Origin of the sequence: Streptomyces coeruleorubidus (assembly GCF_008705135.1) — a bacterium.
In the GTDB taxonomy this organism is placed as follows: domain Bacteria; phylum Actinomycetota; class Actinomycetes; order Streptomycetales; family Streptomycetaceae; genus Streptomyces; species Streptomyces coeruleofuscus.
The window spans coordinates 9,099,421-9,119,902 of record NZ_CP023694.1 but is presented as its reverse complement, the minus strand read 5'-3'; the positions used below and the strand labels follow the sequence as shown (position 1 = coordinate 9,119,902).

The window sequence follows — 20,482 nt, the reverse complement described above, 5'->3', positions numbered from 1 at the left end:
GTACGACGCACAACCGACGCATGTTGTGCTGCGTCGTTTGTGCGCCGAACACTGGTTCTCGAGCGCATGGTCGCCGCCCGCACAGCGCGACCGGTGTGGTTCGGCAGACGGTCTTCCGTCCCGCACGGCGCCCGGCAGGAGGAACCAGGCCATGATCACGAACACGCTGTCCACGACCCTCTCCCCGCCCGTGGAGGAGACGCGCTACGAGGAGGAGCTGGCCCGTGGCCTTGCGGCGGCCGATGAGGAGGCGTTCGCCGCGATCTACCGGCGCTGGAGCTCACTCGTCCACACCATGGCCACCCGGCTGCTCGGTGACGCCCACGAGGCGGAGGACGTGACCCAGCAGGTCTTTCTCGGCGCCTGGCACGGGCGGTCCGGCTTCCGCCCGGAACGGGGACCGCTCGGCGCCTGGCTGGTCGGCATCACCCGCCGGAAGACCGTCGACGCGCTGGCGGCCAGGACGAGACGACTGACGCTCATCGACTCGGCCGCCCACGACACCGCCGCCGGCGCGGAGCAGGTTGAGGCGGCGCCGGACCGCGTCCTGGACCGGGTACTGCTCGTGGACGCCCTGTCCCGGCTGCCGCAGCAGCAGCGCGAAGTGCTCTGCATGGCCTTCTACGAGGACCTGACCCAGGCGCAGATCGCGGAACGCACCGGCATGCCCCTGGGAACCGTCAAGAGCCACGCCCGTCGCGGCCTGCACCGTTTGCGCCTGGTGATCGAACAGTCCGCCGCTCCCGGCACGGGCATGTGACCGCGTCGGAGAAGCACCGCCGGCCGCGCATCCGAGGCGGCCCCCACACCTGAAACGGGACTGAGACTCCGCACCGTACGGAGACTCCTTCTGAAGGGAAGATCCCCATGAGCTCCCGAATCCACCTCGCCGTCGCAGCCTCGGCCGGCGCCTGCGCCCTGGCTCTCGGCATGGCCGCACCCGCCATGGCCCAAGAACAGGACAAGGCCATGGTGTCCGTCTTCCACGGCATCCCGGGGATGACCGTGGACGTGTACGCCAACGGCGACGAACTGCTCAGCGACTTCAAGCCCGGCACGGTGACGGCCCCGCAGTCCCTCGACGCCGGGACCTACGACATCCAGATCTTCGAAGCGGGCATGGGACCCCAGGGCACTCCCGCCCTGGAGAAGAAGGTCGAGGTGCCCGAGGGCGCGAACGCCACGGTCGCCGCCCATCTCTCCGCCGACGGCAAGCCCCAGCTGACGGCCTTCGTCAACGACGTCTCGCAGGTCGGCGCCGGCAAGGCGCGTCTGACGGTCCGCCATGTCGCGGCCGCTCCCGCCGTCGACGTCCGGGCCGGCGGACAGCCCGTCTTCAGCAACCTCAGCCACCCGAAGGAGGACACCGCCGAGGTCGACGCGGGCACGGTCAACGCCGACGTGGTGCTCGCCGGTACGGACACCGTGGCCATAGGCCCGGCCGACCTGAGCCTCGAGGAAGGCACCAGCAACGTCGTCTACGCATGGGGCAGCGCCGGCGACAAGAACCTGGCCCTGAAGACCCAGTCCTTCAGCGGCATGGCATCGGCGCCCAAGGGCGTCGACGCGGGCGGCAGCGGTGCCGCCGTCACCACGAACTCCTCCGACACGTGGCCGGCCTGGGCCGCCGCGGCCGGAGTGGTCACGGTGACGGGCGTCCTGACGGCCCGCAGGGTCGCCGGCCGGCGTGGCTGACAGCGCGCGACGGCTGACCGGACTGACCGTGGCGGCTGCCGCTCTGGCAGCCGTCCTCGGTTTTCCGGACGGGCCGACGCACCCGGCCGCGCCCCCGCCCGCAGTCGTGGCCGCGACCTCCGGACGTACGGACGGGGCGGCCGCTGAGGCGGACCCCGGCACGGCCCAGGATCCGCCGCCCCGGCGCGTCCTGGTGCGCGGCGTGGGCCTCGACGCCCGGGTGGGCCCGGTGGGCGTGACGAACCGGGGAGACATGACCGTCCCCGACGAGCCCTCCGTGGCCGGCTGGTACCGCTACGGTCCGGCACCGGGCAGTGAGCGGGGGTCGGCCGTGCTCGTCGGGCACGTCGACAGCGAGACCGGTGAGATCGGTGAATTCGCCGCGCTGTACGACGTGCGGCGCGGGGATCGTGTCGAGGTGCGGCGGGCGGGGGCGGAATCGGTGCACTACCGCGTCGTCTCGCGCGTCACCGTGCCGAAGGACGAACTGCCCTCCTCGGTGTTCCGCCGGTCCGGTGCCCCCGTCCTGACGCTCATCACCTGCGCGCCGCCGTTCGTCCCCGAGAGGGGCGGCTATCTGTCCAACCTCGTCGTCACGGCGGAGCCCGCCGAGTCGCGGGGTCCGGCGAACGGGAGGGCGTAATGGCCCACGTAGAGCCCGCGCACCTGGTGGAACTGGCGCTGCGGAACACCCCGCCGACCGACGACGACGTTGAGGCCCTGCGGCACGTCGAGCGGTGCGACCGCTGCCGCGACGAGCTGCGGATGATGACCCGCGTGGTGACCGCCGCCCGCAGCGCGGAGCTGGTGGACCTGCCGACCGCACCCCCGGAGCGGGTCTGGCAGCGCATCACACAGGGCCTGTCACGCGAGTCCGCCCCACCCCGACCGCCCCCGAGGCCCCTCGGCCGCAGCGCAAAACGGAAGCTCCTCGTAGCACTCGCCCTCGCCGTGGTCGCCGGCTCCGTGGTCGCCGGCGGCGTCGCCCGCCACATGGTGAAGCGGAATGTCTGATGCAGTCCGCCAAGTGCGGAAAAGCATCCGGCAGATGAGCCCGTCCAGGGGCACTGCTGGCGACAGCGGGAGTCGTGGAAGGGCGGCCAGGAGTTGGCGCGGCTGGCCACGTTTCCCGCGCGTACCGTGGGCTCGTTCGCGTGGACCTGTTGCTTCCAGGGCCGCGCCCGGCCGGACCGCCGGACGGGCGCAGCCCTGCCCAGATCACCTGCGGGTCTCCTCCTTCGCCGCGGCGGGCAGGGAGATGCGCCAGGCGACGAACCCGGCCGCGGCGAGCCCGGCGATGGCCAGGAAGCTGCTGGCGAGGAACGGGTCGGTACCGTCCAGGGCGGGAGCGAACCCGATGCCGACGTAGATCGTGATGCCGATGGAACCTCCCAGCTGGTCGGCGGCTCGCTGGACGCCGGAGGCGATGCCGGCGTCGTCTTCGGTCACCCCGGTCACCGCGACGTACTGCAGTCCGACGAGCCCGAACCCCATCCCGGCAGCGATGAGCATCATCGCCGGAACCATCGCCAGACCGGTGGCCCCGAGGGAGGAGACCAGGGCGATGGCTGCCATCGCCAGCATGGTGAAGCCGATGCCGGCCAGGACACAGGCCCGGGCGCCCCACCGTCCGAGCAGCCGGGGAACCAGTACCGAGGCCACAATCAGGGACACCGCCAGGGGCAGCATCGTCAAACCGGCCTGGAGCGGGCCGGCGCCCAGCCGGTCCTGCAGGTAGTAGGTGAACAGCAGGAACGAGGTGGACAGCGCCGCGCTCAGCAGCGCGGTGGCAAGGTTGGCCAGGACGCGTGGCCGATTGCGGAAGAACCTCAGCGGCACGAGCGGCTTGCGCGAACGGCGCTCGGCCCCGACGAACAGGGCCCCGGCCACTACCGCGCCGACCAGCGCCACTGGCGGCAGCCAGGGCAGCGTGCCGTCCGCCTCTCCTGCCTCGACGACGCCGAGGGTGAACAGCAGCGGAGCCGCGATCAGCAAGAGCGAACCGGGAAGGTCCAGCGGTGCGGGCTCGGCAGGCCGTTCGTTCGGCACGAGGAAGATCACTGCGGCGAGCACGACCAGGATGAACGGCACGGACACCAGGAAGGTCCAGCGCCAGCCGAGCAGTTCGGTGATGATCCCGGAGCCCACGAATCCCAGGACGAGGCCACAGCTCGCGACGGCCGCCCACACGCTCAGCGCCCGGGACCTGCGCGGCCCCTCGGGAAACATGAGCACGATCACCGCCATCGCCGCCGGAAGCGCGATCGCCTCCCCGGCACCCTGCAACAGCCGGGCTGCCACCAGCACGGCGAAGGATGGCGCGAGCCCGGCCAGCAAAGACGCGGCACCGAAGAGCATGGTGCCGAACAGGAGGATGCGGCGCCTGCCGAGCACGTCGCCCAGCCTGCCGCCGAGCATCAGCAGCCCGCCGCCGGTGATCGTGTACCCGACCACGACCCAGGTCAGGGCGTGACCGTCGACTCCGAAGTCGGCGCCGATCGAAGGCAGGGCGACATTGACCACGGTCACGTCGACCGCGATGAAGAACTGCAGCATGGCCATGCAGCACAGCACCAGCCACGCACGCACCGGGGACGATCCGTCCCGGAGCGAAAAGGAAATGCCTGAGAACACCGAGTACTCCGTTGCCCAGAAGAAGTTCCGAGCAGCACGAACGTGCCGCTCCGGTCCCACCACGGAGCGACGACACGTTCAACAGAAGTGAGAGGAACGCCCCGCCGCTAGCGGAGCGTCCTCGTCACCGCGGCGCAAGCCGCGCACGAAGCACCAGACATGGCACCGATGCTACCGGAGCCGACGGCACGTGATCCCTAGGGATCACTCCGCCACAATTCTGTGAACTGCCCCGACGCCGCGCCCAGTTCCTGGCCGGCCCCGGCCGACCGGCGCCGTCGGACCAGATGCTGCCTCCTTACTTCCTCCCCTTCGCCCGACCTCTTACCGAGGGGCGACGGCCCGGGCTTGGGTGATGGCGAGGCGGCAGGATTCGGTGCCGGTCTGGATGAGGTTGCCTCCGAGGGGGTGAGCCGGTCGACGATGGCCACGTAGAGCCGGGAGTCGGTGAAGGTCGTGGTCAGCGGCCTTCTCGTCCGCCGACTCGACCGGCTTGACCCACTCGCAGGTCGCTCAGGCCGGGGTGAGGCGGCCGTGCAGGGAGCCCGTCAGAACTCCCCCGGCGTCAGGACTGACCGTTGCCCGCGATCCCCAGGGCCGTCCGGGTGGCCGTGGGTTCGTACTCGGGGGCGATGTCCGCCAGCACGCTCAGCGCGGTGCGCGCCAGATGACGGGCGACCACTCGGGCGGCTTCGGCCGGGTCGTTCAGGCGCAGTGCCTCCAGGAGCGCTTCGTGCTCGGCGTATGCCTTGCCCCATGAAGCGGGGGCGCCCAGTTGAGCCAGGCGGATGTAGCGCTCGCTGTGTTCGCCGAGCGACGCGAGCATGCGCTGCAGGTGGGGCCCGACCGCCTGGGTGGCGATGCCGTGGAACTCGTGGTGCGCCGCGTGCCATTCGTCCGGATGTTCGTCGACAGCCACCCTCTGCATCCGCTCCAGGGCGTCGCTCATGCGCTCGATGTCCTCGGCCGTGAACGACTTGGCCGTCATGCTGACGGCGAGCGTTTCGAGCATGATGCGGGCCCCGTAGACACCGTCCAGGTCCTCGGGGTCCACCGCCCGCACCCGGGCTCGCTGGTCGGGTCGCGCGTCGATGAGCCCCTCCTCCTGGAGCAGCCGGAACGCCTCGCGCATGGGTGTGCGGCTGACGCCCAGCTTCCGGGCCATTTCGGCCTGGAGCAGCACGGAACCCGGCGGCAGCTCGCCACTGAGGATCATGGTTCGCAGCCGCCCGTGGACGTCGAGAGCCAGGCGGCGCCCGCCCGCGGCGGCTGTGGGGCTTTCGTCCGGCGGGACGGACCGGGCAGCCTGCCCCTCGTCGTCGGCCGGCCACTGTTCCACGGGGGACTCGCTCCTCTTCCTGCTCACGCCGGGAGTCTACCCAGTGTGTATGCAGCCGACAGGCGAGCCCCTCTCAACTCCGGGACAACCGCTCACCCACCTCTCCTCAGCTGGATCCGGGCAGCCTGTAACTGTATTCACCTACGGGCCGATCAGGGACGTCAGCGGGCAGGCGGGCTGCCAGTCCGGCGTGAAGCGGCGGCGCAGGCCGGCCACCGCTTCCATGCCGCGCAGGGTCACCTCGGGGGGAGTCGACAGGCCGGCCGGCCCGAGGAGACCGGGGACAGCGGCCCGGACGGCGGCCTCGGGCAGACCGTGCCGTAGCAGGGCCGCCTCGATGCCCGGTGCGCCAGCGGCCAGCAGGTCCTCGGTGCTCACACGGCAGACCTCGGCATAGGCCCGGGTGTGCCACGCGGTGGCGGTCTCACGAGGGGTGACCACCACGTTGGTGATGAGGTCGGGTGCGACCTGGAGGTGGCCGCCAACGCGTGGGAATCCCTGCTCGGCGGCGAGGACGTCGAACGGCGGGTGGAGTGTGGTCCCGTCCACCGCCTCCGTCGGCAGGGCCTGGAACCGCTGCAAGGTGCCCCCCACCGGGACGAGCTGGTCGTCGGTCACCGGCGAGCCGGCGACGTCGGCGAGTACGGCGCGCAGCACGAACGCGAAGGCGCTCCGCGCGTTGTCGACCGCCCACCGGTCCGTCGGCACAGGCGCTCCGGAGCGCCTGTGCACGGCCAGCTCGCCCATGCCCTCGGCCCGGACGGCCACCGGATCCCGCTTCAGCAGCCCGCGCAGCAGGTGGTCGGGAGAGGTGTGCATGATGTCGTACTCGTCATCGTTCCAGCCGGCCATCTGCTGGTCGGAGGAGACGACCTGCACGAGGTTCACCTCCAGCCCGGCCTGCTGGAAGTACCCGGAGTCGATGGCGTGGTGGAGATGCACGGTGCCGGCGCCGGGGAAGATGCCCGCCGTCAGCCGTCGGGTGGGCTCGCCGGGCGGGCGGAGCGCGTTCAGCGCGTCGAGCATGACGAAGTTCCTTGCATCGGATGGTTCCTTCGAGTGCGGAAGGCGGGGCTGGGACGTCGCAGGCCGTCGGCTGCGAGTGTCCGGGCGGTCGCGTGACGCCGGTCAGGCGGGCTTCGCTTCCTGGTTGGTGATGAAGTCGGCCGGCGGTTCCCCGGGGCTCCAGATGGCCGCCGGGAGGTCCTCCCAGTCGGTCGGCTGCCAGTTCTCGGTGATGCAGTCCATGTCGCTGGAGTACTCGATCCAGCTGCCCCAGGGGTCCTGGAGGTAGTGGAAGAGGTTCGAGCCGAGGGTGTGGCGGCCCAGGCCCCAGCCCTTCGTATAGCCCACGGAGGCCATGTTCTGCGCGCCCCTGGCGATCTGGTCGATGTCGGACACCATCCAGCTGGAGTGGTGCAGGCCGGGGTGCTCCGCCGGGACGAAGCCGAAGACGTGATGGTCGCCGGGCCCCGAGTTCATGAACACGGGCCCGCCCACGATGCGGTCCGACAAGCGCAGTCCGAGCGTGCGGGTGTAGAACGCCTCCGAGGCGCTCACATCGGAGCTGAAGATCAGCATGTGGCCGAGACGCTGGGGGCGAGTCTGCTCGGTCGTGGTCAGCCAGCGCGCCCGGTCGATCCGGCGGACACGGTCGCCGACGTTGGCGTCCTGCCCGTCCGTGGTCCCGAATTCGCGCCAGGGAGCGATCCGCTCGTCACGGAGGTTGACCAGGTTGCCCTCATGATCGCGGAACCACAGCCCGCCGGGCACCTCCTTCGGCTCGTCCAGCAGTTTCAGGCCCAGGCCCTCCAGATGGCGTTGCCACTCGGGCAGCGAGTCCGGGTCCACCGCGAACGCCACGTGGTGCAGCCGCTTGACCGGCCCCTCCGTCAGCACGGTCTGGTCCTGCTCCCGGCCGTCACAGCGGATCACGACCGCGTTGCCGCGCTCCGCCGTCTCCAGTCCGAACGCGCTGTAGAAATCCGCACCCTTGTCGAGCGACGGCACCTGGAGTCCGTAGTGCAGGAGACCTTTGACACGCAACATGTGCACTCCTCACGGTTCTGGTGAATCCGCATTCCGCACGGGCACCGAGCTAAGTGTGTACACCTTCAAGGCTTGACGTCCAGGTTCCTGGTGCAGTCTTTTCCATGTCAGCGCGCCTGGGGTGCACCTCGAAGCAACCCCTTCCTCCGCCAATGTGTATGCACTATGGTTCTGCTGCTTCAGAGAGCCGCTTGCCGGAGGAAACATGACACCGCCTGAATGGTCGCTGGTGCAGTACCGGGTCGATGACTCGGAGAACGTCGTCGTCGGTGCGTACACCGACGACACTGTGGTCCAGGGGCCGCCCGGGACCGAGGGCCTCACACTGATGGAGGTCCTGGCCCGGTGGCAGTCGCTCGCGCCGCTCTTCCGCGACTGGACGCCGGCAGCGTCCGACGCCGTCGCGGGCGCCCGCCTCGCTCCGCCGCTGACGTATCCCAGCAAGGTGCTCTGCGCGGGCGCCAACTACTGGGACCACATCGCGGAGATGGGCTGCGAACGCCCTGGTGAGCTGGGCGACCCGTTCTTCTTCCTCAAACCGCCGACGACGACCGTGACCGGACCGGGCGACCCGGTGCCGCTGCCCGCCTACCCGGGCGCACGCGTCGACTGGGAGGCCGAACTGGCCGTCGTCATCGGCCGTGGCGGCCGCGACCTCGCGCCCGAGCAGGCCATGGACCATGTGGCCGGTTACCTGGCGGCGAACGACATCTCGGCCCGGGACCGGATCAAGTCCGACAAGCCGGTCGCCGAGCCGTTCACCTTCGACTGGGTGAGCCACAAGGGCCAGGACGGCTTCTGCCCACTCGGCCCGGGCCTGGTGCCAGCCTGGCAGATCACCGACCCCCAGAACCTGCGGATCCAGCTCAGCGTCAACGGAGTGGTGAAGCAGGACTCCTCCACCGCACAGATGATGGTGAAGATCCCCGAGGTGATCGCGGCGGCCAGCCGCATCACCCGGCTGGAACCCGGCGACGTCATCCTCACCGGCACACCGGCCGGCTGCGGAGTACCGCGCGGGGAGTTCCTGGCCGCCGGGGATGAGATAGTCATCGAGATAGAGCGGATCGGCCGCCTGGAGAACACGGTGGTGGCGTCATGAGCGACACTTTCACCGTCTCTGAGCTCGGCTGGTCGGGAGCGCTGCCGGTTCCCGCAACCATGAAGGCCATGCTGTTCCGCCGGTTCGGACCGCCCGACGTCCTGGAGCAAGCCACCGTCGGCACACCGCGCCCCGGTCCCGGAGAGGTCCTCGTCCGGGTCGCCGCGGTCGGCATCGGCCGACTGCTCGATCTCACGGCCCGCGCGGGCAACCACCCCTACGCCACGATCGAACCGCCCCACATCCTGGGCGCCGACCACGCCGGCACCGTCGCCGCACTGGGCGAGGGCGTGGACTCCGTACAGGTCGGCGACCGGGTGGCCGTCCTGCCCGGTGTCGCCTGCGGCACCTGCACCTACTGTGCGGAAGGCCGCGAGGAAGTCTGCGACAGCCTGACCGTGATAGGCACCCACCACCCCGGCGCCTACGCCCAGTACTGTGCGGTGCCGGCGCGCAACGTCCACAAGGTTCCGGACGGCATCCCGGCCGCGATGGCCGCCTCACTCGCACTCCTCGGCGCGGTCGCCGCCAACCAGATGACCCAGGCAGGGCTCCGCTCCGGACACTGGGTACTCGTCCAGGGCGCCTCCTCCGCGCTCGGCTCCACCACGGCCGCCTACGCCCCCGGCCGACTCCCGGTGGCTCAACCGATCACACACGACCAGGGCACCTGAACCGGACTCATGCCAGGCAGGTGCCCTGAGGCAGGTCAGTGAGGATCGCCCGGAGTGCTCGAGCCGTCCAGCTCGTAGATCGGCTGCCGGCGCACGATCTTCCACACGCCTTCGTGGCGCGCGCCGATGCTGACGCCGTTGTCGAAGCCGCCCGAGCGGGTAGGCCGCCGACGTCTCCATCGGCTCAGCCGGCCGCGCGTGCTTCCCGCACGGACAGTTCGGCGTCGTGCCAGTAGATCCACCCGTTGTGGGCGAAGGGGTCCACGCTCGAGAACGAGACGTCCCTGGCCTGCTGGGCGGCGCCGTCGGGCAAGTGGTTGCTCTGTGCCCTGCCCCGGCTCATCTGCTGCACGCGGGTGGCGCGCGGGCGGCGTATGTCCTCGTAGCGGCGGAGCGCGGCCGAGGGTGCTTGCCACTGGTCGGCCAGGCAGCCCGCCAGGACGGCGGCGTCCTCCATCGCTTGAGCCGCTCCCTGGGCGAAGAACGGGAACATCGGGTGCGCCGCATCACCCAGCAACGCGACGGGCCCGTTCGTCCAGCGGGGCAGCGGGTCCCGGTCGAGCAAAGCCCACCGCCCGGTACACTCCGCCGCCGCCAGCAGCACCCGCAGATCGTCGGCCCAGTCGGCGAACTCGGCGCGCAGGTCCTCGATCCGTCCCTCGGCCGACCACGATTCCGTCGTCCAGTCGTACGCGGGCCCGAACGCGACGATGTTGATCTGCGTGCCCGCGGAGATCGGATAATGGACAAGGTGACGGTCGGGGCCGAGCCACAACGTCTGCACCGGGCGGCGCGCGAACTCCGGCGCGCTGTCGGCCGGTACGAGGCATCGCCAGGCGCAGATCCCCGAGAACCGCGGTGAGCCCGCCTCGGTCACATGCTGTCCCACGGTGGTGTGGACGCCGTCGGCGCCGATGACCACGTCGGCGACCTCCCGTGTTCCGTCGGTGAACGTGAGCTCCACTCCCCCTCGCCCGGTCGGCGAAGGCCGGCGAGACGCTCCCCGAGCCGCAGCGATGGCTCGGGGCCCCTGCTGTCGTGCTGGCAGGCCGCGGCATCTCCCGGGGCCTCGGCGCCGACGCCGTTCTTTGAGCTGTCCACCTTCAAGGTGCATACACATTGAGCCTTCGAGTCGCGCTTTCCTGTACGCCACTCTTTACAGCCCCGTCATAGTGTGCACACTTAGCGGTGCAAGGTGAGCCACCGGCGAGCAGTCAGGCCATCGCCTCAACGAGCCTCGCCGATCAAGCTGCGTGCCCGCAGCCCTCCCGCATCCATGCCCTGACATGGCGCCGGTCGGCCTGCACACCACCGACAAAGCCCAGTGAGAGGAATTGTCATGCACGAAGAGAGCCGCGGAGGAAGTGGCGGCAAAGTCACCTGGCCTCCGGTGACCCTGCTGGTGCTCGCGATCTGTGGAGTCGCCATCGTTGCCGACGGGTACGACGTGGTCATCTACGGCGCTGTCATCCCGTCCCTGCTGCACGACCACGGGTGGGGTCTGACTCCGGCCGGTGCCGGTCTGATCGGTTCCTTCGCTCTGATCGGGATGCTCATAGGAGCCACGACCGTCGGCACACTCACCGACATACTGGGCCGACGCAAGATGCTGATCTGCTGTCTGACCTGGTTCTCGGTGATGACGGGACTGTGCGCGATCGCGACCTCCCCGGAGGTGTTCGGCATCTTCCGGTTCCTCGCCGGCCTCGGCCTCGGCGGCGTACTGCCGACCGCCTCCGCTCTCAGCGGTGAATACTCACACCCCAAGGCACGCAACCTGGTCTTCGCGATCATCTTCAGCGGCTTTCCCGTGGGTGGCATCCTCGCCGCCTTCACCGGGATGTTCGTGATTCCCCGGTTCGGCTGGCAGGCGATGTTCCTCCTCGGTCTCCTCCCGCTAGCCCTGATCGTGCCTGTGGCCCTGAAGTTCCTGCCGGAGTCGATCGCTTTCCTCCGGGCGAAGGGCAGGCACGCCGAGGCGGAGCGGACAGCTCGGCGCTGGAACATCACCCTCGAAGACACACACGAAGAAGCACCCACGACGACGCGGCCGTCGGCCGAAACCGACCCGAACAGCATGTCGCCGGTGAAAGCGCTGCTCTCGCGCGACTACATCGTGGCGACTCTGTGCTTCCTGGTCATGTCGTGCCTGTGCCTGTTCATGATCTACGGGTACAACACCTGGCTCCCGGAGATCATGCGCCAGGCCGGCTACTCATCCGGTTCCGCGCTCGGCTTCCTCCTGATGTTCAACCTCGGGGCTGTCGTCGGCCAACTCCTCATCTCCCTGGCCGCCGACCGGCTCGGCTCGAAGCCGATCATCGTCACGACGTACCTCCTGGCCGCCGTGGCCGTGATCCTCCTCAGCCTGCGGCTGCCCACGGCAGTGCTGTACGCGGCCGTCGCCCTGGGAGGTGTCGGAGCGATGGGAACGCAGACGTTCGTCCTCGCCTACGTCTCCAAGTACTACCCGGTGCGGATGGGCGCCACAGCGATGGGCTGGGCGCTGGGCTTCGGTCGCCTCGGCTCGATGCTCGCCCCGCCACTGCTCGGACTCATCATCGGGGCGGGGCTGGCGTTCCAGTGGAACTTCTACGCCCTCGCGGTGCCCGGCGTCATCGGTGCCGCACTGATCGGACTGGTTCCCCGTGCTCCTGGACAGGAAGCCCCGGTAGGACACGCGAGGGCGGACGGGCCCGTGCGCTCCCTGCCGGAGCCGACCTGATCATGCTCCTCCGGGACTCCCCCGCTCTGAACGCGCCACATTCCGCGATAAAGAGAACACGGCGCCGTGCGCCGGGATCACGCCGCAGCCGCCGACGTCACGACGGTGGACGTGGGGGGGTGGCCGGTGGTCAGCCTGTCGCGCGGCGGCCTGCTCGCGGGTGCGGGGTTGGGGGCGGGGCGGGCAGGCGACGGGGGAACGCCTGCCCGCCCCGGAAGCAACGACCCGCACAACGGGGGACGCGGGCCTTGCGGAGCCGCATGCACGGCTCACCGGTGACAGCGCACCGGTGACCGGGAGTGTGTCACACCCCCAGCGGCGATGGGTCCGTGCGCGGCACTGTGGTCACGCCGGCCGGATGTTCTCCGCCTGCGGTCCCTTCTGGCCCTGCGTGACGTCGAACTCGACCTTCTGCCCCTCCTGCAGCTCACGGAAGCCCTGAGCGGCAATGTTGGAGTAGTGGGCGAAGACGTCAGGTCCGCCGCCCTCCTGCTCGATGAAGCCGAATCCCTTTTCGCTGTTGAACCACTTCACGGTGCCCTTGGCCATGACTGCTCCTTCGAGGAAACCCAGGCTCGCACCCTGCGGGCCCGGGAGGTGATCGCCCTGGTCCGGAGAGGCGCTGAACAGCAAGAACGCCCATGATCGTGATCACGGGCGAACGGGACTTCGGAACCACGACTGCTGAATATCGACGCTACACCGCCCGGTCGCCAGCCGCTAACGACGCGGCCGGGCTGCCTCGCAGACCGCCAGCCGTCCCCCGTGCCTGCGCCCTTGACGGTCGGGGGTCGATTTTCGGCTCCGTGCGCGGCCCGGCCGGACGACGACGTCCCGCGTCCCAGGGCGATCCGCACATCCGGTGCCCCACCCATGTCACGGTTCCGCGCCCGGCTGCGTCGGTCCTGTGGAAGCGCCCCAACGACCACGACCGAAAGGCGACGGGATGGGCACGGACGCACCGGAAGCGCGGCTGCGAAACCCTGGCTGGTGCTGGCGGTACTCTGCGCGAGCTTCTTCATGACGCTGCTGGACACGACGATCGTCACGATCGCCATCCCCGAGATGGCTGCGGCGCTCGACGCGTCGCTGGACGACATCCTCTGGTTCGCCAACGCGTACATGCTGGTCTTCGCGGCGCTGCTGCTGCTCTCCGGACGGCTCGGCGACCGGTTCGGCGCACAGCGCACGTTCACCGCCGGGCTCGCGGTCTTCACGGTGGCCTCGGCGGTGTGCGGGTTCGTGGACACCCCGGGGCAGATGATCGCGGCCCGGGCGGTCCAGGGACTCGGCGCCGCAGTGATGATGCCGCAGACCCTGGCTCTGATCAGCGCCGTCTTCCCGGCGGAGCGCCGCGGGGCGGCCTTCGGGGTGTGGTCCGCAGTCGCGGGCCTCGCCACCGTCGCGGGGCCTCGCTGCTTGGCGTGTCGCTGAGCATGGCGGTCCTGGTGATGATGGAGACGCTGTCGCCTCTGGAGCGCGCAGTGTTCGTGCTGCACGAAGGCGCCGTGCGCAACCCCGAGAAACTGGGGCGGGTGCCGGCGGGGCCCGCTGAGCGGGTGAGGTGAGGACGCCGGTGAAGGAGCTGTCCTCCCAGGGCAGTGCGACCGCCCAGCGTTCGTCCTGGCGCCCGGGGCGTTCCATCGTGAGTCGGTAAGCCGGCACAGCGGCGCCGCCGACACGGTGCTCCACAGACAGACCTCTTCACCCAACCGGCATGACCTGCGCCGACCGTTGCGTCTTCAGCGAGTGGCGCGGTCTGCTGCTTCTCGGGTGATGTCGGCGTAGAGGCGGAAGAGGGTCGGCCGGGCTTCGCCGTGGTCGTGTTCGGGCAGGGCCGCCCAGCACCGGGCGATGAGTTCCCGGGCCTGGGTGCCGGGCCAGGGCTGGGGCAGGAGCTGAGGCGGCAGCAGGGGGTCGGGCTCCATGGCACGGGTGAGTTCGGCCGCCAGCTCGACAGCGATGGTGAGCAGTTCGGACGGGGAGAGTCCGGCAGAGCCGGTGAGCCGGTCGAGGCGGGGCTGGGCGATGCGGCTCAGGTGGTGGTAGCGGTTGGCGATTTCCTGCAAAGGCCATAGGTGGCGGGCGAGTTCGGCAGGCTCTCGGGTGTCGCCCCTGCGCAGGTCCGTCGTGCTGAGGAGGGTGAGCGCACTGTGGGCGCCGAGGCGGTGTGCCGCGTCTTCGACGTACGGTTCCCAGGCGTTGGCGCAGACGTACAGTCCGCCCTGGAGCGGGGCGCCGCCGAGGTGGACGAGTGTCTCGCGCAGGGCGTCCCGGGCCGTGCGCGCCGATTCGGGCACGGCGAAGGCGGCCAGGTGCCAGACGTCGTCCCAGGGGGCGAGCCCGGCGTCCTGGCGGAATGCGTGCCGCAGGAAGTCCGCGTTGGGGGCCAGGGATCGTATGGTGGCTTCCGTGGCGTGCAGCACTGCTTTGCGACCGCGGCCTTCGTGGGTGAACCGGCTCTCGGCCACGAGGCGTTTGACGCACAGCCGCACCTGCTGGTCGCTCATGCCGAGGGTCGCGGCGACGGTGTAGAGCTCGTCCGCGCTGACCGTGCCGTCCTCCCGGATCAGCGCGTGGACGAGCATGCGGGTGGGGATCTCGACGTGGTCGGTCACGGTGTGCGCGGTCCTCTCGGCCCGGCCGCCTCGACTGGGCGGTGCATGGTGGTCACCGCGCCGAACCCCAGCAACCTGCGGAGGTAGGGCGTGCGTTCGGTGCGGACGGCCGTGAAGCCGCGCCGCTCGTACAGGGCCCGGGCGCGCGGATTGGTGTCGATCACGTCCAGCCTGATCTCCCGGCAGTCCTGCTCCGCCGCGACGGCGGCCACTTCCTCGATGAGCAGGCTTCCGACGCCGCGGCCGCGCACGTCCGGGGCGACGGCGATGCCGTCCATGACGAGCTGTCCGTGCGCCGGCCGGCGTTCGAACAGGGCGAGGATCGGGAGTCGGCGCAGTCCTCCCAGGCGTCCGTACGCGCGCAGCACGGCGGAGGCCGATCCCCCGGTGAGGGCCCGCCCGCCGAGCTGGTAGCCGGCGAGGCCGACGAGCTGCCCGTCGAGGAGCGCGCAGACAGCGCGATCGGCGTTCAGGTGGGCGGCGATGAAGGGCACCGCCTTGCCCGGCGGGTTCAGTGCGGGACCGAGTTTGCGGCCGAAGGCGTCCCAGTAGAGCTCGGCCGCCCGCCGCTCGGCTCCCACCGGAACGCCTCGCTGGACCGTCACCGGTCCGGTTCCGGGGCTTGTCGCGTCGATGGCCATGCCGTACCCCCCATCTCGCTGCAACTCCTCGCTGCAACCTGGACTCAAATCTATCAGAATCCCAACGACCGTTCTTGCACTGATAGTTTGGGTGTCTGTCCAACCCGAACAGAGGCGGTCATCCCATGTGTGCAAAGACCCAGCCCCGACGGCGCGGGCTCCGCACCGTCGTGTGGTCACTCGTCATGGTCCTGGTCGTGGCCGCCGGTCTCGTCGGTGTGGTGCTGTGGCAGCACTCCTACGACATGGACGAGCAGCGGGTCTCGATCCGCCACGGCGGCCACACCCTCAACGGCGTACTGGCCACTCCCAAGGAAGGCCGCAAGCAGCACGGTCTGGTCGTGTACGTCCACGGCGACGGTCCCGTCGACGCCACCCACGACGACGGTTACAAGCCCATGTGGGAAGCGAACGCCAGGGCCGGGTACGCCTCGCTGTCCTGGGACAAGCCCGGCGTCGCAGGCGCACCCGGCAACTGGCTGGACCAGTCCATGGACGACCGGGCCGAGGAGGCAGCCGCCGCCATCGCCTGGGCGCGCGCCCGCCCGGACATCGACGGCGACCGGATCGGGCTCTGGGGCGCCAGCCAGGCGGGCTGGGTCCTGCCGAAGATCGCAGCGAAGACCCCGGTGAAGTTCGTCATCGCCGTCTCGCCCGCGATCAACTGGCTCCGGCAGGGCCGCTACAACCTCCTCGCCGAGCTGCGCGCCGACGGCGCATCGGCAGCCCGTACCAAGGCCGCGATCGCGAAGAGCGACACCACCCGCCGTCTGCTGGAACGCCATGCGACCTTCGAGGAGTACGTCAAGGCCACGCGTGGTGACACGGGCGGCATGACCGCCGACCGCTGGAGCTTCATCTCCAAGAACTACGCCGCGGACGCCACGCAGGACCTGCGCGCCCTGCGCGGCATACCGGTGCTGCTGGCCCTCGCAGGCCATGACATCAACGTGGACACCGCCGACACGGAGCGCGTCTACCGCGAAGTGCTGGACGCAGGCGGTGCGTTGACGGTCGAACGCTACCCGCACGCGACCCATTCACTGCTCAGGCAGTCCATCGAGCAGTCGGACGTCAAGACCACGCTCACCGCGCTCTTCTCCCCCCGCTCGCTCTTCGCGAACGGGTTCCTGGACGACCAGCGACAGTTCCTGAAGGATCCCGGCTGAGGCACGTTCGCGCCGCTTCACTGTGTCGTCGGGTCCGTTGCCCCCGTGGGGAATTCCTCGACACCGATGACCCGCAGCAGCTCCAGCCGCTCACGGGTCTCGGCATCCGCAGGGGTGAGCACCAGCAGTTGCTGGCCCTGGTCGGGAGTGACCAGGGTCTCGCAGTCCAGCAGCAGGTGGCCGACACGCGGATGCAGCAGGGTCTTGCGGTCGGCACGCCGGACCGCCACCTGGTGCTCGGCCCAGATCCGGCGGAAGTCGGCGCTCGCGGCCTGCAACCGGTCGACGAGTCCGGCGACCATGGAGTCGCCGGTCCGGCGGCCGGCGGCCGCACGCAGGTCGGCCACGAGCTGGCGGGCGTAGCGTTCTTGTTCCTCGGGCGGGGTGACGGCGCGGGCCGTGGGGTCGGTGAACCAGCGGTATACGGCGTAGCGGCGGTCGCCGGAGAAGCCCGTGTGATCACCCGCGAGCAGGAGGGCGGCCCGGTTCTGGGCGAGGACCTCGCCCAGGTCGGACAGGACCAGGGCCGGGGTGTCGCCGAGCAGGTCGAGCATGCGGATCAGGCCGGCGCGGGCCAGGCGGGCCACTCCGTCGGCGGGTGGGGGCTGGTGGCCGGCCAGGTGGAAGAGGTGGTCGCGCTCGTCGTCGGAGAGGCGCAGCGCCCGGGCCAGCGCGCCGAGCAACTGGACCGAGGGCCGGCTGCTGCGGCCCTGCTCGAGGCGTACGACGTAGTCCACCGACATGCCGGCGAGCGTGGCCACCTCTTCCCGGCGCAGGCCGGAGGTGCGGCGCCGCGGTCCGTCGGCGATGCCGACCTCGGCCGGACGCATCGCCTCGCGGCGGCGGCGCAGAAAGTCGGCGAGCTGGTCACGTTGCATGTCCCCATGGTCCTCGCAGCGGGCGAGCGGATCCAGGGAGCGTCTCTCCCAGGACGAACGCTCCGCTCCCGTACGTCGCGGCGCGGGCGCAGGGTGGGTGGCAGATCGACGACGAAGGAGAACGCGATGCAGACACGAACCCTGGGCACCACCGGCCCGGCCGTTTCCGCGCTGGGTCTGGGCGCGATGGGCATGTCGGGCGCCTACGGCGAGGCCGACCGCGCGGAGAGTATCGCCACCGTCCACGCCGCGCTGGAGAGCGGCGTCACGCTGATCGACACCGGCGATTTCTACGCCATGGGCCACAACGAGCTGCTGATCGCCGAGTCGCTGCGTGGCCGGGACCGGGACAGTTACCAGTTGAGCGTCAAGTTCGGCATGCTGCGAGGGCCGGGCCCGGTGTTCGGCGGGGTGGACGGCCGTCCCGAGGCGGTGAAGAACTTCCTGGCCTACTCGCTGACCCGCCTCGGCACCGATCACATCGACATCTACCGCCCCGCCCGGCTGGATCCGGCGGTGCCGATCGAGGAGACGGTGGGCGCGGTCAAGGAGATGATCGACGCCGGGTACGTCCGGCACCTCGGCCTCTCGGAGGTCGGCGCGGCGACGATCCGCCGGGCGCATGCCGTGCACCCGGTCGCCGACCTGCAGATCGAGTACTCGCTGATCTCCCGCGCGGTGGAGGCGGACATTCTGCCTACGCTGAGGGAGCTCGGCATCGGCCTGACCGCGTACGGAGTCCTCAGCCGCGGCCTCATCTCCGGGCACTGGTCCGCCGGCCACACCGCCGGCCCCGGCGACAACCGCGGCTTCAGCCCGCGATTCTCGAGCGGGAACGTGGAACACAATCTCGCCCTCGTGGAAGCACTGCGCCGGGTCGCCGTCGCGAAGGGGTGCACGGTCGCTCAACTGGCCATCGCCTGGGTGGCCGCACAGGGTGACGACATCGTGCCGCTGGTCGGCGCTCGCACCCGCGAGCGGCTGGCCGAGGCGCTGCCCGCGATGGAGCTGGTCCTCACCGCGGACGACCTCGCCGAGATCGAGAAGGCGGTGCCGCCGGGCGCGGCGCGCGGCGACCGATACCCGCCCGCGTTCATGTCCAGCCTCGGCGTCGGCAACTGAGTCCGCCGGTCACCGTACTCGCCCAGGTCACCCTTCAGGGGCGCTCAGCAAGGCCTGGGGCAGGTAGGCGGACTGGACGCGCAACGCCCAGCCGTGCACCTGGACCGCCAGTGCGGCCAGGGCGACGGTCTTCTGCGGGAGCAGGCTGCGGGGCGCCGCATCGGGAGGTGCGCTCTCCCGGTACTGGACAAGGCGATGCGACAAAGCCTGCTCGAAGGCCGACTGGTCATCCTCCAGCAGCACGCGCAACAGCTGCTGATCCGGCGTCAGGGCGCCCAGAGCATTCAGACGCAGCGCCCCGTCGAGACGCTCGTCGACCTCCGGCATGCACAACGTCACCGAGGGCCAGTCCCGAGGCAGGTGCCCACGCGCCTTGGTCAGATAGCAAGCAAGAGTGTCCATCTCCGCCAGTTCCCCCGGATCCGACTTCGAGTCCAGCTTCGAATACGGCACCCCGTCGTGGATGGCGGATGCGTGGTCACGCAGCAGCAGCCCGATGACGCGGTCCCGTTCCCGGACCATGCCGCTGATCACACCCAGCGCGAAGGTGTCCAGCCAGTCCCTCGCGGTGGATGCGTGCTCCACCACGGCCTCGAAGTCGGTGTCCTCGCTGCTGATGCTCTCGTCGATGAGGGGGAAGAGGATCTTCTGGTCGCCGTTGGGATAGCAGCCGAGGTCCAGGAATCCCAGGGCGCACTCCGCCGCGGTGCGCAGGACGATGCGTGACGGAGCGGTGCCGAGCCGGGGATCCGTCAGCGTGCGGGCGGCGAGGTGATCGAGGAGGTCGTCGCGCATCGCCTGCAGTTCCTCATCGGAGTAACAGTCGTATCGCATCGTGTGCCAGCGGCGACGGGTCCGCCCTTCTATGTCCTCCAGGGCTTGCTCGATCCGCTGCCGGCTCACGTCGTGTCGGGCCACATCCTTGATCGTCATGCACTCATCCTGACAGCCACCACTGACATCAAAGAGGCGTGCGGGCTCAGCCCTTGACGGCGGAGCTGGCGACGCCCTGGACGAACCACCGCTGGAAGAAGGCGAAGACCACCAGGACGGGCAGGACCAGGAGGACGCCGAAGGCGAGGATCTGGCCCCAGTCCGGGGGCAGTTGGGCCTGGAAGACGCTCATCTCCAGCGGCAGCGGGCGTACCGCCGGATCGGAGACCATCAGGACCGGCCAGAGGAACGAGCCCCACTGGATGAGGAAGGTCAGGATCGCAACGGAGGCGAAGGCCGGCTTCGACATCGGGACGATGATGGCGAAGAAGGTGCGCCAGGGGCCCGCGCCGTCGATGCGGGCGGCTTCCTCGATGCTCGGCGGAATCGTGCGGAAGAACGTGTGGAACTGGTAGACCGAGAAGGCGTTGGCGATGAACGGGAGCGCCAGGATGAGGAGGGTGTTGCGCTGGTCGTTGAACATGTAGAAGAGCGGGACCGCCACCGACTCGAACGGGATCAGCATCAGCAGCAGGACGAGGGTGAAGACGGCGTTCTGGCCGCGCCACTTCAGCCGTGAAAGTCCGTACGCAGCCATGGAGTTGACGAAGAGACCGCCCGTCACCACCACGAAGGCCAGCAGCAGCGAGATACCCATGAAGCGCCAGAAGTAGCCGGTGCTCTCGGAGTTGAGGCTGCCGAGGACGGCCGTGTAGTTGTCGAACGACAGGTTGGTGGGCAGGAAGCCGGACAGGCCGTTCAGGACTTCGTCGGACGGCTTGAGGCTGCCGATGAGCAGATAGATGGCGGGCAGCGCGAAGACGAAAGCCAGGACGGACAGGACGGCGTAGTCGAGGACGCGGCGCAGGGGATTGCGGGTGAGACCCGTGTTCATGCTCATGG

The 20,482-nt window shown here is 70.0% G+C and carries 22 protein-coding genes; 11 read left to right on the top strand and 11 right to left on the bottom strand.

Annotated features, from left to right (window positions below; all coding sequences use genetic code 11):
* The first annotated feature begins 151 nt into the window (after nt 1–151).
* From CP976_RS41485 to CP976_RS41470, 4 genes are all read left to right on the top strand, one after another.
* Nucleotides 152–760 (top strand): RNA polymerase sigma factor, encoded by a 609-nt coding sequence (locus CP976_RS41485; RefSeq protein WP_150484988.1) that lies wholly within the window; start codon nt 152–154, stop codon nt 758–760.
* A 107-nt stretch (nt 761–867) separates the two neighbouring features.
* Complete coding sequence (locus tag CP976_RS41480; protein ID WP_150484987.1) at nt 868–1,695, top strand: DUF4397 domain-containing protein; 828 nt, start codon at nt 868–870, stop codon at nt 1,693–1,695.
* Nucleotides 1,688–2,338 (top strand): class F sortase, encoded by a 651-nt coding sequence (locus CP976_RS44140; protein WP_229875967.1) that lies wholly within the window; start codon nt 1,688–1,690, stop codon nt 2,336–2,338. Before CP976_RS41480 ends, CP976_RS44140 begins: the two co-directional genes overlap by 8 nt.
* Nucleotides 2,338–2,709, top strand: a complete 372-nt coding sequence (locus CP976_RS41470) for a hypothetical protein (RefSeq protein WP_150484986.1) — start codon at nt 2,338–2,340, stop codon at nt 2,707–2,709. Before CP976_RS44140 ends, CP976_RS41470 begins: the two co-directional genes overlap by 1 nt.
* 204 nt (nt 2,710–2,913) lie before the next feature.
* Here the strand turns inward: CP976_RS41470 and CP976_RS41465 are convergent, their stop codons facing one another.
* From CP976_RS41465 to CP976_RS41450, 4 genes are all read right to left on the bottom strand, one after another.
* Nucleotides 2,914–4,257 carry an MFS transporter gene (locus CP976_RS41465; protein WP_150484985.1) on the bottom strand — a complete coding sequence of 448 codons (1,344 nt, stop codon included), beginning with the start codon at nt 4,255–4,257 and terminating at the stop codon, nt 2,914–2,916.
* Between the two features lie 637 nt (nt 4,258–4,894).
* Nucleotides 4,895–5,695, bottom strand: coding sequence for a GntR family transcriptional regulator (locus CP976_RS41460; RefSeq protein WP_150484984.1), 801 nt, complete (start codon nt 5,693–5,695; stop codon nt 4,895–4,897).
* Nucleotides 5,696–5,809: 114 nt separating this feature from the next.
* Complete coding sequence (locus tag CP976_RS41455) at nt 5,810–6,694, bottom strand: ABC transporter substrate-binding protein (protein ID WP_150484983.1); 885 nt, start codon at nt 6,692–6,694, stop codon at nt 5,810–5,812.
* A 102-nt stretch (nt 6,695–6,796) separates the two neighbouring features.
* Complete coding sequence (locus CP976_RS41450) at nt 6,797–7,717, bottom strand: VOC family protein (protein ID WP_150484982.1); 921 nt, start codon at nt 7,715–7,717, stop codon at nt 6,797–6,799.
* 205 nt (nt 7,718–7,922) lie between these two features.
* Here CP976_RS41450 and CP976_RS41445 point away from each other — a divergent pair, with 205 nt between their 5' ends.
* Nucleotides 7,923–8,819 (top strand): fumarylacetoacetate hydrolase family protein, encoded by an 897-nt coding sequence (locus CP976_RS41445; RefSeq protein WP_150484981.1) that lies wholly within the window; start codon nt 7,923–7,925, stop codon nt 8,817–8,819.
* A complete protein-coding gene (locus tag CP976_RS41440; RefSeq protein ID WP_208838957.1) occupies nt 8,816–9,493 on the top strand; it encodes an alcohol dehydrogenase catalytic domain-containing protein in 678 nt (225 codons plus the stop codon). The genes CP976_RS41445 and CP976_RS41440 overlap by 4 nt, the downstream gene beginning before the upstream one ends.
* 184 nt (nt 9,494–9,677) lie before the next feature.
* On the opposite strand, the gene CP976_RS41435 is transcribed toward CP976_RS41440, so the two are convergent.
* Nucleotides 9,678–10,457 carry an FAD-dependent monooxygenase gene (locus CP976_RS41435; RefSeq protein ID WP_229875964.1) on the bottom strand — a complete coding sequence of 260 codons (780 nt, stop codon included), beginning with the start codon at nt 10,455–10,457 and terminating at the stop codon, nt 9,678–9,680.
* Between the two features lie 375 nt (nt 10,458–10,832).
* Here CP976_RS41435 and CP976_RS41430 point away from each other — a divergent pair, with 375 nt between their 5' ends.
* A complete protein-coding gene (locus tag CP976_RS41430; RefSeq protein WP_150484979.1) occupies nt 10,833–12,218 on the top strand; it encodes an MFS transporter in 1,386 nt (461 codons plus the stop codon).
* A gap of 345 nt (nt 12,219–12,563) precedes the next feature.
* On the opposite strand, the gene CP976_RS41425 is transcribed toward CP976_RS41430, so the two are convergent.
* The gene (locus CP976_RS41425) at nt 12,564–12,767 is read right to left on the bottom strand and encodes a cold-shock protein (protein ID WP_007379522.1); all 204 of its coding nucleotides are present in this window, start codon (nt 12,765–12,767) and stop codon (nt 12,564–12,566) included.
* 441 nt (nt 12,768–13,208) lie between these two features.
* Between CP976_RS41425 and CP976_RS41420 the strand changes: the two genes are divergently transcribed.
* On the top strand, nt 13,209–13,652 hold the full coding sequence (locus tag CP976_RS41420) for an MFS transporter (RefSeq protein ID WP_244403675.1): 444 nt from the start codon (nt 13,209–13,211) through the stop codon (nt 13,650–13,652).
* Nucleotides 13,643–13,786, top strand: coding sequence for a hypothetical protein (locus CP976_RS44135; RefSeq protein ID WP_190146970.1), 144 nt, complete (start codon nt 13,643–13,645; stop codon nt 13,784–13,786). Before CP976_RS41420 ends, CP976_RS44135 begins: the two co-directional genes overlap by 10 nt.
* A 174-nt stretch (nt 13,787–13,960) precedes the next feature.
* Here the strand turns inward: CP976_RS44135 and CP976_RS41410 are convergent, their stop codons facing one another.
* Both CP976_RS41410 and CP976_RS41405 read right to left on the bottom strand, forming a co-directional pair.
* Nucleotides 13,961–14,836, bottom strand: a complete 876-nt coding sequence (locus tag CP976_RS41410) for a PaaX family transcriptional regulator C-terminal domain-containing protein (RefSeq protein ID WP_150484977.1) — start codon at nt 14,834–14,836, stop codon at nt 13,961–13,963.
* Nucleotides 14,833–15,477 carry a GNAT family N-acetyltransferase gene (locus tag CP976_RS41405; protein ID WP_150484976.1) on the bottom strand — a complete coding sequence of 215 codons (645 nt, stop codon included), beginning with the start codon at nt 15,475–15,477 and terminating at the stop codon, nt 14,833–14,835. The genes CP976_RS41410 and CP976_RS41405 overlap by 4 nt, the downstream gene beginning before the upstream one ends.
* A gap of 125 nt (nt 15,478–15,602) precedes the next feature.
* Between CP976_RS41405 and CP976_RS41400 the strand changes: the two genes are divergently transcribed.
* Entirely contained in the window at nt 15,603–16,646 is a 1,044-nt protein-coding gene (locus tag CP976_RS41400; RefSeq protein WP_150484975.1) for an alpha/beta hydrolase family protein, read from the top strand.
* Between the two features lie 17 nt (nt 16,647–16,663).
* On the opposite strand, the gene CP976_RS41395 is transcribed toward CP976_RS41400, so the two are convergent.
* Nucleotides 16,664–17,524: a helix-turn-helix transcriptional regulator gene (locus CP976_RS41395; RefSeq protein ID WP_150484974.1), complete on the bottom strand. Its 861-nt coding sequence runs from the start codon at nt 17,522–17,524 to the stop codon at nt 16,664–16,666.
* A 126-nt stretch (nt 17,525–17,650) separates the two neighbouring features.
* Between CP976_RS41395 and CP976_RS41390 the strand changes: the two genes are divergently transcribed.
* Nucleotides 17,651–18,646 carry an aldo/keto reductase gene (locus tag CP976_RS41390; RefSeq protein ID WP_150484973.1) on the top strand — a complete coding sequence of 332 codons (996 nt, stop codon included), beginning with the start codon at nt 17,651–17,653 and terminating at the stop codon, nt 18,644–18,646.
* Between the two features lie 27 nt (nt 18,647–18,673).
* Here CP976_RS41390 and CP976_RS41385 read toward each other — a convergent pair whose 3' ends face one another.
* Nucleotides 18,674–19,579, bottom strand: coding sequence for an immunity 49 family protein (locus CP976_RS41385; protein ID WP_229875959.1), 906 nt, complete (start codon nt 19,577–19,579; stop codon nt 18,674–18,676).
* A 46-nt stretch (nt 19,580–19,625) separates the two neighbouring features.
* Nucleotides 19,626–20,480, bottom strand: a complete 855-nt coding sequence (locus CP976_RS41380; RefSeq protein ID WP_229875957.1) for a carbohydrate ABC transporter permease — start codon at nt 20,478–20,480, stop codon at nt 19,626–19,628.
* Nucleotides 20,481–20,482 lie beyond the last annotated feature (2 nt).